This window comes from Gluconobacter sp. P5E10 (assembly GCF_018812145.1).
GTDB classification, from domain to species: Bacteria; Pseudomonadota; Alphaproteobacteria; order Acetobacterales; family Acetobacteraceae; genus Gluconobacter; species Gluconobacter cerinus.
The window spans coordinates 192291-205781 of sequence record NZ_JACRVZ010000001.1 but is presented as its reverse complement, the minus strand read 5'-3'; the positions used below and the strand labels follow the sequence as shown (position 1 = coordinate 205781).

Annotated in this window: 9 protein-coding genes; 4 read left to right on the top strand and 5 right to left on the bottom strand. The window is 55.0% G+C overall.

Annotated elements, in window-relative coordinates; translation table 11 throughout:
- Positions 1–35: 35 nt before the first annotated feature.
- The 5 genes from KP707_RS00810 to KP707_RS00790 form a co-directional block, all read right to left on the bottom strand.
- Positions 36–641 carry an O-methyltransferase gene (locus KP707_RS00810; protein WP_211501872.1) on the bottom strand — a complete coding sequence of 202 codons (606 nt, stop codon included), beginning with the start codon at positions 639–641 and terminating at the stop codon, positions 36–38.
- Positions 634–2445: a tannase/feruloyl esterase family alpha/beta hydrolase gene (locus KP707_RS00805; RefSeq protein ID WP_249202710.1), complete on the bottom strand. Its 1812-nt coding sequence runs from the start codon at positions 2443–2445 to the stop codon at positions 634–636. The genes KP707_RS00810 and KP707_RS00805 overlap by 8 nt, the downstream gene beginning before the upstream one ends.
- A 109-nt stretch (positions 2446–2554) precedes the next feature.
- Positions 2555–3310 carry a tetratricopeptide repeat protein gene (locus KP707_RS00800; protein WP_211501871.1) on the bottom strand — a complete coding sequence of 252 codons (756 nt, stop codon included), beginning with the start codon at positions 3308–3310 and terminating at the stop codon, positions 2555–2557.
- 81 nt (positions 3311–3391) lie between these two features.
- Entirely contained in the window at positions 3392–5719 is a 2328-nt protein-coding gene (locus KP707_RS00795; protein WP_211501870.1) for a TonB-dependent siderophore receptor, read from the bottom strand.
- A 235-nt stretch (positions 5720–5954) separates the two neighbouring features.
- Entirely contained in the window at positions 5955–6902 is a 948-nt protein-coding gene (locus KP707_RS00790) for a LysR substrate-binding domain-containing protein (RefSeq protein WP_099210867.1), read from the bottom strand.
- A gap of 190 nt (positions 6903–7092) precedes the next feature.
- Here KP707_RS00790 and KP707_RS00785 point away from each other — a divergent pair, with 190 nt between their 5' ends.
- The 4 genes from KP707_RS00785 (at position 7093) to KP707_RS17110 (ending at position 13481) form a co-directional block, all read left to right on the top strand.
- On the top strand, positions 7093–8751 hold the full coding sequence (locus KP707_RS00785) for an MFS transporter (RefSeq protein ID WP_211499876.1): 1659 nt from the start codon (positions 7093–7095) through the stop codon (positions 8749–8751).
- 18 nt (positions 8752–8769) lie between these two features.
- Positions 8770–9846 carry an HlyD family secretion protein gene (locus tag KP707_RS00780; protein WP_211501869.1) on the top strand — a complete coding sequence of 359 codons (1077 nt, stop codon included), beginning with the start codon at positions 8770–8772 and terminating at the stop codon, positions 9844–9846.
- Positions 9847–9854: 8 nt separating this feature from the next.
- Positions 9855–11360, top strand: coding sequence for an efflux transporter outer membrane subunit (locus tag KP707_RS00775; RefSeq protein WP_211501868.1), 1506 nt, complete (start codon positions 9855–9857; stop codon positions 11358–11360).
- Between the two features lie 318 nt (positions 11361–11678).
- Positions 11679–13481: a GGDEF domain-containing phosphodiesterase gene (locus KP707_RS17110; protein WP_211499873.1), complete on the top strand. Its 1803-nt coding sequence runs from the start codon at positions 11679–11681 to the stop codon at positions 13479–13481.
- The last annotated feature ends 10 nt before the right edge of the window (positions 13482–13491 follow it).

Genomic DNA, 13491 nt, shown 5'->3' with positions numbered 1-13491 from the left:
AAAGGACACACACGCCCTGTTAGAGAATGAAAAATTCAGCCGGGCAGAAAACGGCTGACTTCCAGCCCGGTCCCGACGGAGAGCGGAACACTCAAGATCCCCGGCTGTGAGCGAACGAATTCCTGGTAGCGCCGAGCGTCTTCACCGCCCGGAATAACCATATTATCCGCGACCAGAACGGCGCCTGACCGCAGATGCGGTATCAGGGCTTCAAGGCACGGCACATAGAGATCCTTCCAGAGATCTAGGAGGACGAAATCAATGCCGTCCTTCAACTCTGAAATCATCTCAACCGCATCCCCGATACGATACTCAATGTGCTCTTCCACACCGGCACGCGCAGCCATGTCTCTGGCGAAGGCAACCTTCTCCCGTTCCAGTTCCATGGTGATGACACGACCGCCCGTCCGGCGTGCCGCTTCCGCCAACCACAGGGTGGAATATCCAAAAGACGTTCCCAGTTCGAGGATCGTCGGTGCCTTGAGGTTGCGCGCCAGAATGTTGATCAGTTGCCCGGTCTGCGGACCTACCGCCATGAAACGCTCGGACGCGGGGCGGGAAATCCCGTCCGCATGCTCCTGCCGTTCTTTCAGGATCCGCTCATAATAGAGATCCAGAACAGCATTCAGTTTATCATCCATGAGTATGCTCCTGTACGGCCAGCTTCCCGTCGCGCACCGTGTAATCCTTCTGATTATCGGGCCCGATCAGGGAGTTGGAATAACTGTCAAACATCATTGGCAGGGCGACAGATGTCTTCACAGGATGGTAATTCGCAGCGGAATTCACATCGCCACGCCCCGTATAGCGGGCGATAAACGGGTAAGGATAAACCGGTCGGCTGGCAGTGGGTGTACCATTGGGCCGGGCATATGGTTGACTGGGCATCACCGCTGCATGGATCTGACCGCCCCCGGCTTTCCCTGCGCTTCCCGCCTTTCCCATGGGCATATCGGACTGTGCGATTTTTTCCGTCAGGATCGCGTTTGGTGCAGTCCCGGTTTCCGTCCACGCCATCAGCGGAGACAGGAAGTCCACCTGCGGGAAGCCGTCACCATTTCCACAATGCCCAACACCCGGCAGCAGATAGAAACGCAGGAAACGGTCCGTCAGGGTACGTCCCATTTCCTTCTGTACGCCCTGATAATAGGCAATCGTGTTGACGGGGGAAATCGATTGATCGGCCAGTCCATGCCAAAGGATCAGATGGCCGCCGCGGCGCTGAAACGGATGAAGGTTCGTATTCTCGGCATTATAGAGCGGTGCCAGTTCGTTCATGACGTCGAACGTCGCATGATCGAACTGGAACAGCGTCAGATCCGTGGCCTTTTCGTTCACCTCTGGTGAAATGGCATAGGCAATGGCAGACGCGGCAATTCCATTGCTCATGCTCTCGCCCGTTGGGGACGAAGGCAGCGCCCACTGCGTTTCAGAACCGGGGAATGGCCCGTGCAGAATATAGGACCGTCCGGAAGCGTCGGTTGCACCACTATAGATCCGGAGGGCTGCCTGTGTTTCCTCTGCTGTCAGGCAAGGGGACGTATTGGCCTGACCGGCCGGACACCGCACCCACGCAGGATCGAAATGACAGGCTCTCGGCTCTTCCAGAATACCGTCCGCAACTCCCGATAATGTCGGGCAGTGCTTAACAACCGCATCATGCAGAATAGAAACACGATCCTGTAGCAGGATGTTCGTGCCATCAGCGCGCTGGTTCCCACGGACATTCCACGCGTGGTAAAATGAGTTCTGCACCGTGAAGAGTGCGGCCGGAGCTCCGGCGGAAATCCCGTCAAAATCATCCGGAAAGCGCTGGGCTTCCATAAGAGCTTCGCGTCCGCCATCCGAACAGCCTACAAAATAGGAATACTTCGGGGCCTGTCCGTAAAACGCTTTCGTCAGCGCCTTGGCTGCAACCGTCGTCAGATGATTGGCGCGATATGCAAAATCGATCCGCTTCTGCGGGTTTTTGCCGAAGAAGCCCTGTTGTAATCCCATCATGGGACCAGTGTGACCCAGATCATCCCCGGCCATGACAAATTCACCATTCAAGGCGGGAGCGCAGGCGCCAGCATTGCTGACACCGACGCGCGTCATGCCACACAGGCCACCGCAACCGCCCAGCAGAAACCGCTGCGTCCAGTGTTCCATGGGCAGGTCAAATTCAAAGGAAATGGTCGGAGCGATCTGCCCGGTAACCTTGCAGAACTTGCCTTTTGGCGTTTCCAGAACGACCGCAACCTGATGATCAACAGACGCACCGACAAAGGGTGCCAGATCCGTTTTTCCAAGCATTTCACAAGATATGACAGGAGCAACCGGAGGCAGGCCTGCAATGGAGGCAGCCTTTGCAGACTGCACGATCCCCAGAGCCAGCATGATCGGAAATATCGCGGCCAGCAGGCGCCATACCGGACGTCGACAGTATTGGAAAACAGGTCTCAAGACGCACGTCTCCATGAACAAGGTTTTGATAGCCCGATCATATGACATCGCTTGCCCGTCCCGCGCTGCGACAGAAGTGTATGAATTTGTAAGCCCAATGCAGACGCCGCTACTCCGCACATAATCTTTCGCCGGACGAAAGCTGATCGAATGTGGTGGAGACAATGCGGGGCGGCTCTTTCTGTGCAAGCTGCCGGATGGCCTGTGCTTTCACGGCATGCAAAGCAGAATTTTCACTAAGCCCAATCAGACCAATAATAGCCTGGGAAACATCCGGGAAACCGGATTGCAAAGCCCTCTGGAAACAGGATACCGCAACAGGGACATCCTGCTGTGCCAGCGCAAGACGTGCGAGATTAAGGTCTGCCCAGCAGTCCCCTCCTTCCGATGCGGCCTGAAAGAAAACTTTCGCGCCTTCCGGATCGGGCACCCCGCTGATGCCGTCTTCGTGCAAGAGCCCCAACATGTTGAGAGCTTTCACATTGCCTTTTTCGGCAGACGATACATAGAGCCGATAGGCGCGCGCGCGGTTCTTTGGAACCCCGTCTCCCAGCAGCAGAAGATCCGCCAGATTGAACATGGCCCACGTTTCTCCGCGGGCGGCGGCTGTCTCAAAATATGCGGCGGCCTGAGCAGGGTTACGCGGGACGCCCCACCCTCTTTCATACGCGCGACCAAGCATATTCACGGCAACCGGATGACCACTCCGTGCAGCGGCTTCAAAATATGGAAAAGCCTCGGCTAGCCATCCCCTGTCCACATGCATTTGGCCCAAAAGTAATTGGGCCTGTACCTGCGGAGGGCAACTCACCACTGGCATTTCGTTTTCAAAATCTGGACCAACGGGCTGTCCGCACGACGCCATGATATTTCACCGATACTCACCATAAAAACCCTCCCGGCCAATGACCGGAAGGGCTGCAAACAGTTCTGTCTGAAGCTCGCTTCAGAAATTGAGGCCAAAGCTTCCCATGAACGTCCGCCCTGACATCGGAACAGCGCGGCTGGAGCTGAACGCTGAACCATAATTCAGATGGTTAGTCAGATTATTGGCATTAAACTGCACATGATAACGGCCGTAGTCGTAGGACACGATGCCGTTCAGCGAGAAGTTGTAAGGCATGCGCGCCGTATTGGCCTCATTAGCCCAATAGCCGGAGCTGTACTGTGCACCACCGCCAGCCTTCAGCGTACCCTGACCTGCTCTCAGCACCAGATGCGACAGGTTGTAGGTGCTCCAGACCGAGAACGTATTGTGCGGAAGCTGGGGCGCCTGATTGCCATACATCGTAGCGCTGTTCGTCACTTTGCCGCCCATATATGCGTAGGTGGCATAGATATCCCAAGCCTGCGTGATCTTGCCGGTCGCACTCAGCTCAACACCGCGGATCCGGCGGCCTGTTCCAGCATCCTGGAAACCCGTGATGATGCTGCCATCGTCATCATACGTGTAAGAGTTGTTCTGGTTGATCTGAAACAGAGCTCCCGTCACACCAAGGCGCTTGTTGAAGAAATCCAGTTTGCTTCCAACTTCAAACAGATCACTGCGCTGCGGCTTCAGATCACGCCCGTTGACCGCAACGTCGCCGACGCTGGCCTGATTGGTGATCTGGGAAGACACATCCGTTCCGACAGGCTTGTAAGAGCGGGCAAACGTAAAATAGACGGTCGCGTCTTTGGTAATGTCATACATGATGCTGGCAGACGGACTGAACTTGTTGGAGCTCTGCGCCTGTGTACCAGAAGAGGCAGCCGCAGCACTCCAGTACGTGCTCTTATAGCTATCCCAGCGGAACGTTCCGAAAATGGACAGTTTCTTGGTGAGGTGAATTTTATCAGCCAGGAACAGGCCCAGATCACGGAAATCTGCGGTCCGATGCCCACTGGATGGCCAGGTGATATATGTGCCCGGCGAAGAGTAGTACGGGTTGCGGATGGTCTGGTTGTTCGTCCGGTTCACATACGTGCCCATGATCCGATCGTCCTTGGTGTAGTTGATATCCACACCCGCCCGCAGATCATGCTTCAGGAACCACGTGTCAAATTTCGAACGCGTCATCATAACGTTCTGAATGCCCCAGCCATCCTGCTGGTAAGCAGCACCACCGCCTGCACCATAGGCCAAAGACGGATTTCCGCCGGCAAGAAAACTGGAAGCACAGGTGCCGGAACAGGCACTGGGATTGGTCGCTGCGTAATCACGATGATAATGGCTGAAACGCGTGTCGTTGCTGAGTGTCAGCCACTTTGCAATTTCAGTTGCGAATTTCGACGTGACCATGTGGATATTGGAATTATCCCGGTCAAAATTGCGCGTATATGTCGTGTTTCGGTTCAATCCATGTTCGGTAATTGGCGTGTACGTATTGCCAATCTGGATCATCGGCACACCGTAATCCGGTGTTCCGCGGCTGCCAAGCCACTGATAGTTCAGGTGATACGTGGTTTTCGTTCCCAAACCAAAACCAAGATCTGCCGCCACGCCATAACGGTCTGACCGAACATTATTCCGGTCTGTCACGTCCTGCTTGTTGTACATGCCGTTCACGCGAAGAGCAGTATGTTTGCCAAGCTGGTAATTAACGTCTGCGGACCCACGATACTGCATCCCGCTTCCGATGGACTGATCGAGCGCGTAGTGATTTCCAAGATGCGCCTTTTTTAGCGTCTGGTTGATCACACCGCCCACGTTGCCCGCACCGAAATACTCGCCGCTTGGGCCTTTGACCACTTCAACACTTTCGGTGTTGAACGTGTCACGCACATAGGTGCCGAAATCCCGCAAACCATCTTCGTAAATGTCGCCGCGGGCCTGCTGGCCACGAATACGGAACTGATCGCCATTCAGGCCGCCGTTCCCCTCACCGGTAGACATGGTGATGCCCGGAACATTCGCCAGAGCCTGATCCAGCGTGAACAGACGCTGCTGTTCGATCAACGCCTTAGGAACAACGCTGATGATCTGAGGCGTTTCCCGAACGGTATCTGGCATACGCCCTATATCGAGTGTGGTGTTGTTCGTATTGGTCGGTTCCGGTGCAGCCGTGTCGGTCTGTCCGTGAACTTTAACAGCAGGAAGACTGACGGAAGCCGCATCGTTGGCAGCCCCGGCATCCTGGGCGTCTGCCTCTCCGGTTTCCGTCACGCCCAGCCCGGCCCCCAGAGCCAGAAGCGCCAGTTTCTGCCATTTGACGGTGGAGGATTGACCTGCCTCGGTGGAAATCAGGCTATCTGTCAGAGATCGCGGGCTGAGATGTTCGTTTTTCGAAGGCATGAAACCACCTGAACTGATTGGCCGACAGCACACAGACGAAACAGTCGCCAGCCTTGATCACCCGGAACGATCCCGCCGCCATCACCGCATTCAAGCGGACGGCTTATTCGGGAAATGCATTCCTCCAAGACCATGCACATCACATCTGCATGCCGAAACTGGCGCTATCTTCCTCAGAACGAGTGCGAATGCAAATGATTCTCAACAATAATATAAAATATTCTTCAAACACATCTCACACAGTGCGAATTCGCCACAGTTCCTGCCGCACGGCATGATGCACGGTTTCACGCAGCCAGCGGTGCAACTGGTCCATGTCAACGCGTGGATGCCAGGCCTGAAAAGGCCGAACGGGCGGCAGTTCGAACGGAAATTCGAAGCTGTCCAACCCCATGCGTTCAAGCGGGAAACGCTCAATAACCGTTCTGGGCAACGGCAGAATGAGATCAGTTTCGCCAATGGCAGCGATCAGAGAATGATAGGTCGGCACAACCATCGCAATCCGGCGTGACAACCCATAGCGTTCCTTCAAGATCGCATCGATCGGTCCGTTCGAGCGGCCTTTTCTGGACACACTCACATGGTCGTACGCGGCCAGAGACTGGGGCGTTATCTTATCCTTCAGGATAGGATGGCCTTTCCGGACCAGCGCACTAAACGACGTTTCAAACAGGGTTTGGCGCATGATTTCCGGACTCAGTTCATCCGTCGCGCCGATATAAAGATCAATCTTGTTCCCACGCAGAGCTTCACTGGCTGTCCCTTCCGATTCCGGCGAGAACACGATCCGGCAGTCAGGACACTCCTTTTGCAGCGCCTGAAGAATGGGGCGCCCGAATGCTCCCACCACAATATCATTCGCCCGGATGGTAAACTTCGGGGACATGGCTTTCAGGTTCAGCGTGGCGCCATCGTTGAGCAGGTCATCCGCTTCCCGAACGAGCGTCTGCACACGATCCCGAATACGGTTCGCGAAGGCCGTCGCCACCATACGTCGCCCTGACATGACAAGAATCGGATCCCCAAACACGGTTCTCAAACGCGCGAGATGCCGGCTCATGGCGGGCTCACTCACCTTGAGACGGCGCGCTGCAAGGGAGACGCTCTGCTCCTCCACCAGCACCTGAAGGTAACGCAGGAGATCCAGATCATAACGGCGTCCGAGAGGCTGCTTGTCTGACATGCGACATCCTTCCTGCGTGTAACGGCAAACGTTCCTGTGAGCATAAACAGGAACGATGCGGTCCAACATACAGAAATGAAAGACTTCTCGCTCACTCTTCCGAAAAGTGGAATCCTCACTTACCTGAAGTGAGGGTTTTCTGCGCCTGCCATGCCTCGATAGATGCGCTCAGACACCAAGAGAGCAGCTGATGGCATTACCTTCACAAACCGCAGCGCCACCCGCGCAACCCTCTTACATGCCGCCCTTCGGGATGCGCACCCTGATCGGGTGCCTTGGCATGCTGCTGGCCGTTCATGTTGCGGGTTTCAACGAACACATCACCGAAATCGGCCTGTCGGACATCCGTGGCGCCATGCATATCGGCCATGATGAAGGCACCTGGTTCATCTCGACCTACGAAGCCTTCAACATCGCCGCCATGGCCTTCACGCCATGGTTTTACATGACGTTCTCGATCTACCGTTTTTCGATCTTCATGACGGCAGTGCTTGCCCTGCTGTCCATTCCGCTGCCGTTCATGCCGGACATGATTTCCCTGTGTTTTCTGCGCGCGGCACAAGGCCTGAGCGCAGGATGTCTGCCGCCTGTCCTGATGACGGTCATGCTCAAATACCTGCCGCCGCCCATCAAGGTGTTTGGTATTGGGGGTTACGCCATGAGTGCGACCTTTGGCCCTAATCTGGGTGGCCCATTGGAAGCCTTATGGTTTGAGCATTTCGGCTGGCACTGGCTGTATTGGGAAGTCATCCCTCTCAGTGCGATAGCCATTGCGATGATGGCCTATGGTCTTCCCAAAGACCCCGTACACCTCGAACGTTTCATGAAGTTCAACTGGCGCGGGTTCTTCATTGGTGTGCCGTCCATTCTCTGCGTCGTGACGGTTCTCTATCAGGGAGACCGGCTGGACTGGTTCCGCTCTCCCATTATTTCCCATCTGACATTCTGGGGAGGCGCCCTGTTTCTGGGCTTCCTGTTCCACGAATGGCACCATCACACACCATTTTTCCGGCTCCAGTACTGGAAGAACCGTAACATCGCCATGTCGATGCTCACGCTTGTGGGTGTCCTGGTGATCTGTGGCCTCATGATGGAGGTTCCATCCACCTATCTGGCAGAAGTCCGGGGGTATCGCCCATCGCAGACGGCACCTATTGCGCTCATGGTTGCCCTGCCACAGCTCATCATGCTTCCGCTGACGGCGGCTCTTTGCAACATGCGTTCAGTGGACTGCCGCTATCTGCTCGGCATTGGCATGAGCTGCCTCGGGCTGGCTGCGTTCCTTGGAACGTGGCTCACACCGGACTGGGTACGTGATAATTTCTATCTTCTGCAGGGACTCCAGATCGTGGGGCAGCCCATGGTGGTCATTCCCGTCCTGATGCTGGCCACGATGTCTCTCGGACCGGCAGATGGACCGTTCATTTCCGGCATGGTGAATATGCTCAAGGGCATGGCGAACGCTGTTGCTGCGGCCTTGTTCGAAATCCTCCTCAGACGGCGTGAGCAATACCATTCCAACATGCTGCTCGACCGTTCCGGCAACAATGCGACGGCATTGTCAGGCATGGGAAATCCGATCGAAAACGCCATCCAGAACAGCTCACCTGACAGTGCGCATGTCTCACGCAATGCGCTGCAAATCTTCCACACCTACGTGCATGAACAGTCCGTCGTGCTTGCTCTGGCAGACATATACCTCGTGATTGCAGTGCTGTGCGCAGCTTACGTCGTTCTGGCCATTATCCTGCCCAAACGCGTTTATCCGCCCGGCAAAGGGCCGGCCCCCAAACCTGCACCCGCTCCCACCTCTGTGCCGGCGGCTCCCCTCTCCGCCCCCGCCCATTAAGATCCGGATCTCTCAGACATGATTTATGGAAAGCCTCTTCTTCTCGCAGGGTGTGCCGTCGTGGTGCTGGCCGGACTGGCCTGGAGCGCCGATCGCTTTTTCGTGGGTGATGGCGTGCACCAGAAGACCAATGATGCTTACGTCACGGCCGACTTCACAGCCGTCGCGCCGAAGGTGTCCGGCCGTATTGATCGCGTTCTAGCGGAAGACAACGAATACGTGCACGCGGGGGAAGAACTCGCCCACATTGAAGACGATGACTATCGCGCAGCCCTTGCAGCAGCCAAGGGCGATGTAGCCGCAGCCGAAGGCGAAATTGGTAATCTACAGGCAGCCCTCGCAAGGCAGGACAGCCTGATCGCCGCCGCATCCGATACCGTCAAAGCCGACGAGGCCAGCCTTGTCTTCGCCCAGCAGAATGCAACGCGCTACCACAATCTGTCTGTCGGGGGGGCCAGTACTCTGGAGCAGCAACAGGGCGCGGACGCCCGTCTTCGTGAAGCCATGGCGGCCATCGCGCGCGACAAAGCAGGCGTGGACAGCGCGAAACAACAAATTCCCGTTCTTCAGGCACAAATCCAGCGTGCTCAAGGCGCTCTCCTCAAGACACAGAGCACAGAACATCAGGCCGAACTTAATCTGTCTTATTGCACCATTCCCGCCCCAGTCGATGGCATTATCGGTGAGCGTGGCGTCCGCGTGGGTGCCTATGTGCATCCTGGCACAGGCCTGCTGGCTGTCGTGCCGGTACAGAAAGCTTATGTCCTCGCCAACTTCCAGGAAACCCAACTGACCAAAATGCAAACAGGTCAGCGGGCAACCATCTGGGTCGATACCTTCCCCGGTCATCCTCTCCATGCCCACGTGGACAGTCTGGCTCCTGCGACTGGCGTGGCCTTTGCGGCAATCCAGCCCGATAATGCAACAGGCAACTTTACGAAGGTGGTCCAGCGCGTCCCGGTCAAACTCACATTCGATGCAGGTCAGCCTCTCGCGGCCAAGGTCCGTGTCGGCATGTCTGTTGAAGCGGAAGTCGACACAGCCTCACAGCCTGAGGGGCCCCACGCCCGCGACAACCGTTACGCCTGGCAGTGAGACACCCCATGCGCCTTTCTTTCTTTTCTCAGGTTACGGCCCTGCTGTCCGTCACGGCCCTGACTGCGTGTACGGTCGGTCCGGACTATCACGCCCCACCAGATCACGCGCCCGCGCAATACCACCAGAGCGTTACACCGGCCGCGGATCATCCGACGCAGGCTGCACTCGATCCACAATGGTGGCGTCTCTACAACGACCCGGTGCTGACACAGCTTGAAGCTGACGTGGCTCGCAACAACCTTGATCTGCGAACAGCAGCCCTGAATCTGGCTGAAAGCACCGCAGAACGACGGATTGCCAGTGCCGCACAAATGCCCCGCCTGGATGGAGCAGCGTCCTACGCACGGGAGCGCGCCAGCACCAACGGTATCCTTGGACTTCTGGGAACAACCGAGCAGGCCAGTCCCGGCGATATTGCCAGTGGTGCGCAGGGATTTGGCCCAGCCGCCGCTGATGGCGCGAAGGGCAATCCCTCGTTCAACCTTCCCCAGTACGGCTTGAGTGCCTCTTGGGAAGTTGATTTCTGGGGGCATGTCAGGCGGCAGGTTGAAGCTGCCACAGCGGCCATGCATGCAACGGAAGACATGCAGCGCAACGTGCTTGTCTCCCTCATGGCGGAGACCGCACAGGACTATATTGCGCTCCGCAATGTGCAGGCACAGATCGCCATTACCCAGCAGAGCATCGACATTGCCCATCATAGCGTGGACCTGACAACGCTGCGCTTTACACAGGGAACTGCCACCAAACTGGATGTCGCCTATTCCCGTGGACAGATGCACAGCTTCGAAGCCCGTCTGCCTCCTCTGAAAAGCCAGAGCGTGCATCTGATCAATGCCCTCAGTTTCCTTGTGGCACGTGAACCCGGTGCCTTGGCCAGTACACTGAACAAACCTGGTATCATTCCGCCCGTCCCAACCAACATTCCAACGGGCCTCCCATCTCAACTCGCGGACCGGAGACCGGATATTCGCGCGGCCAAAGAACGCCTGCATGCTGCAACGGCAAGTATCGGTGTGGCGATTGCAGACTTCTACCCGCGCATCACATTGTCTGGCAGCCTGGATATTCAGGCACTCCAGTTCAGCGGACTTGGATCATGGGCGTCGCGTCAGTACGGCTTTGGCCCAACCATGACATTGCCCCTTTTTGAGGGCGGCCGTCTGACAGGACAGTTGCACCTTCGCAAGGCCCAGCAGAAAGAAGCTGCCATTGCTCTGCAGCGTACAATCCTCCGCGCATGGGAGGAAATTGACGATGCCATGACGGACCTCAGTACAGCTCAGGACCGGCAAAAACGGCTTGAAGAAAGCGTTACCGAGAACGAAACGGCCGTTTACATTGCGCAGCTACAATACAGTCAGGGTGCAGGCGACTTCCTGAACGTTCTCACCGCACAAAACGCGCTTCTCGCAACACGCAGCGCCCTTTCCGAGGCAAGAGCAGGCGTTTCCGTTTCAATGACACATCTTTACCGCGCTCTAGGGGGCGGTTGGGAAGGCTCTTTTTAAACACTCCGGATATTCCCAATCCGATATTCTGTCGTTCGGCGTCTCACCAGCCGGACGACAGATCTGACACCTTTTCGGTGTCTCCTCTGCTGAGGATAAATTCAGCAAATCCATGAAATACCGTGCGCTAAAGCCCTTCTGTATTTCCCAGAAAGCTATTTCTGGCGAACAGAACGCTTTTGCCTTAACGCTTATGACCTGAAAAAAGGTCTTTTTGTGATATTATCTTTCAGATATACCCACACAAAAGAACGTTGTTAGTATTTTTTTAGTGTTTTCTCGCGACACTCGGATTTATGGTCAAGCGGGACAGGCTTAGTGAACACTTTTCAGGAACAGAATTTCGGAACTTATCTTGAATCACTTCAGGCATGGTCCGAAAGTTCTCACGATTCCTTTGTTCTCCATGCTCTTGATTGCTCGGCTATTGTTGCCGTAACGAATACTAAAGGAAAAATTCTTTCCGTTAATGAAAAATTCGTAGAAATCAGTGGCTATTCCAGGGCTGAACTGATTGGGCAAGATCATCGAATGCTTCATTCAGGCGTTCATGATTCCAGTTTTTTCCAGAAGATGTACCGCACCATCGCGCAGGGTGGCGTTTGGCACGGTGAGATCTGCAATAAAAAGAAGAACGGAAAATTATACTGGGTCGATACGACTATTGTTCCCCGATGCAATGAAAAAGGGAAAGTCATCAATTATGTGGCAATCCGCTTTGACATCACCGCCCGTAAACGTGCCGAACAACGCCTGACAGCAAACCGGCTGAAATTGCAGGAAGCCGTCAACACTGACTTCCTGACCAATATCTCCAACCGCACATCATTTTCACAGTATCTGAAGGTCCTTTTCGCACAGGAACATCCGGACAACCGGCATTTCTGCCTTTGCCTGCTCGATATCGATACGTTCAAGATCATTAATGATACATCGGGCCATGAGTCCGGTGATCGCCTGCTGAAAAAAATTGCAGGTCGCCTGAAGACCTTTCAGTCGACCGACTGTTTCATCGCACGCATTGGTGGCGACGAATTTGCCATCATCATGGTGTCAAACGATCCACAGATCTTTGAAATCAAGCTTCAGAAAATTCTTGAAGCCATGCGATTTCGGTTTCGCAGCGGCAGTTTGACGCATCTGTGCAGCGCCAGTCTGGGATATGCCGTCTCAAAACTGAATGACAGTCGGAAACGCGAAATTCTACGCTGTGCAGACCTTGCACTTTACGAAGCCAAAGCAGACGGCCGCAATAGAATCAAAAAATATGCTCCTTTCATGAAAGAAAAAACGGAGCGTCGGTCGCGGCTACGGACAGCCATGCAGGCCGCGTTGAAAAAGAAGCAGTTCAAACTTTTCTATCAGCTGGTCCTCCCTTTAAATCAGGAACGCCCTCCCTCCTTCGAGGCTCTCTTACGGTGGGATCATCCAGAGCGCGGTCTTCTCAGCCCGCAATATTTTTATGATGCTTTCGACGATGCGGAGCTTAGTATTGCAATTGGGAATTTCGTGCTGCGACAGGCTCTCACGGACATCCGGTATCTGCTGCAACACAAGATTCCTTTTGACCGCATTTCCATCAACGTAACGTCAGATGATTTTCGGGATCATAATTTTACGGAACGGCTTTTCCGTGAAATGAAGAAATATGCTGTCCCGGCTGAAAAACTAACAATCGAGATTACGGAAAAAATTCTCTTCGGCCAGCACAACCAGCATATTCTGGACGAACTCAAGAAACTCAATCGCGCCGGCGTCCAGATTTCACTGGATGACTTCGGAACCGGCTTTGCGTCTCTCACCCATCTCCGAACCGTGACGTTCGATCATATCAAGATCGACCGCGTCTTTACCTCAGGCGTTACGGAACGCGGCATCGATACGGCCATTATCCAAGGTGTTATCGATATTGTTCACAGCATGAACCGTGTTGTTGTGGCTGAAGGCGTAGAAACAGCTGAGCAAGCAGAAGAGCTGCGTCTGATGGGATGTGACTTCCTGCAAGGCTGGCATTTTTCAAAAGCCGTTCCCTTGTCTCAAATCCCACACGTTCTGAATATGGACGGCCCACCCTGGATCAGAAGTGAGTCGATCGTCCCTGAAATGGATGTTGCCGAATAGGCCTTTTCAG